General features: G+C 42.3%; 2 protein-coding genes. One reads left to right on the top strand and one right to left on the bottom strand.

The annotated features are described in order from the left end of the window. On the bottom strand, nt 1-310 hold a 310-nt coding region (locus AC1DND_RS27515; RefSeq protein ID WP_477585992.1), incomplete at its 3' end, for a Crp/Fnr family transcriptional regulator. Nucleotides 311-727: 417 nt separating this feature from the next. Here AC1DND_RS27515 and AC1DND_RS27510 point away from each other — a divergent pair. Then, entirely contained in the window at nt 728-1,339 is a 612-nt protein-coding gene (locus tag AC1DND_RS27510) for a class I SAM-dependent methyltransferase (protein ID WP_477585990.1), read from the top strand. The last annotated feature ends 280 nt before the right edge of the window (nt 1,340-1,619 follow it).

The raw sequence follows: 1,619 nt of genomic DNA, 5'->3' as shown, positions 1-1,619 counted from the left end.
GTACTTCTATGTACTCATGGGCTGGTCTTTGGGTGAAAAAGCTGTARACCGAGATCATCAGATCACCCTTTCCCATAAACCAGGTGGTGCACTCTTTTCCATTTTCGTCAATGAAAAAGGCACGTAAAAATCCACTTCGTATAAAGTACAGTCTCCGGGCAGTCTCGCCGGGTCTGAGTAATAGGTATTTGCGTTTAAAATTCTCGGTGATTGCCTCCCGGTTTACCCTGTCCTGCAAAGGAGCGGGAAGGGGTACAATGAAGCTCAAGGTTTCCAGTAAATCCTCTTCTTCGATAGTTTTTTTTTGCATGACTTGTCGATTGTGTCACAAATCAACTTTTCAGCGCGTTTACCTGGCTATTAGTGTCCTGTCGGAAGGATGTATTTTATAAACGCCATTTATCTGTATTTGTTACGTGCACCTTGCTAAAATTCTGCTTTCGCCGATAGCTGGTTGGTTGCTGCTCAAATAGTTAACTTAAAATGTATTGCTAGGAATTTGGAAAAACGATCTGAAAAACTTTATGCATAGATTTCCCTACAGATCGAATAGACAGCGGCTATCGCAAATCCGGTGGAGAAACTAAGTTCAAATCCACAATGCCTAAAGGTTGGAACCAGTGGGTATGGAGGGGTACCTGGAATACCATACGTGGGTGATCCGGGAGTCATCCTGCTAGGAAAATGATTTTCATCCCGGACAATTTGTGATATCTTTGGTCCAGAGATGAAACGCGAGCATATACGGGAAACCTTCGGAAATATTGATATTTATTTATTCGACCAGTTACTAAAAGGTACTTATGATGGGTGCAAGACTGTTTTGGATGCTGGATGTGGAACAGGAAGGAACCTGCTTTACTTTTTAAGAAGTGGTGTGGAGGTTTATGGGGTAGATCAAAATCCTGAAGCGATAGCACAGCTTAAAAATCTGGCCAGTGCCTTTCCCCATATCAATCCCGAAGAAAACTTCAGCATAGCGCCTGTAGAACAATTACCATTTGAAAGTGAGTGTTTTGATCTGGTCCTTAGTTCTGCTGTACTCCACTTTGCAGAAAACCAGGAACATTTTGAAGCGATGTTAAGCGCTATGTGGCGCGTACTTAAACCCGGTGGATATTTCTTCTGTCGCCTGGCCTCAGAAATCGGTATTGAATCGCTGGTCCGTTTTATCGGAAATGGGAGGTATATTCTTCCGGACGGATCAGAGCGATTCTTGGTTAATCAGGAAATGCTGGTCAGGCTTACTAAAAAAATTGGGGGTCGACTTCACGAACCCATCAAGACGACCAATGTACAGAACATGAGGGCCATGACAACCTGGTGCGTGCGGAAATAACATTCGGTTTTGAAAGTTTTTAGCATAGAATATCCTTCAGATGTATGTGGGCATTTTGGCAAAAAAGGTCGTCCATTCCGCATTTAAACTATCACCCCATTTCGGCTTAAAGTGGTTCTTCAATCAATCTTCCTGTAATTAGTAGCCCAGGTCCAATTGGATTTATTGTCGTTGGGCTGCTTATCTTTGGGAGGTGCATAATAAGCGTTAAAACAATATCATGGAAAAATATTATTATCAGGTTTACTTAGATGTGGTATTACGTAACGAAGAACATATG

It is taken from the genome of Pedobacter sp. 01N416 (assembly GCF_056399685.1).
The sequence above is the reverse complement of the archived record's forward strand: the minus strand, read 5'-3'. Positions and strand labels throughout refer to the sequence as shown.

What these genes read in the sequence shown, in the direction of transcription:
- AC1DND_RS27510 (WP_477585990.1), top strand. Translation starts at nt 728, where the DNA reads ATGAAACGCGAGCATATACGGGAAACCTTCGGAAATATTGATATTTAT.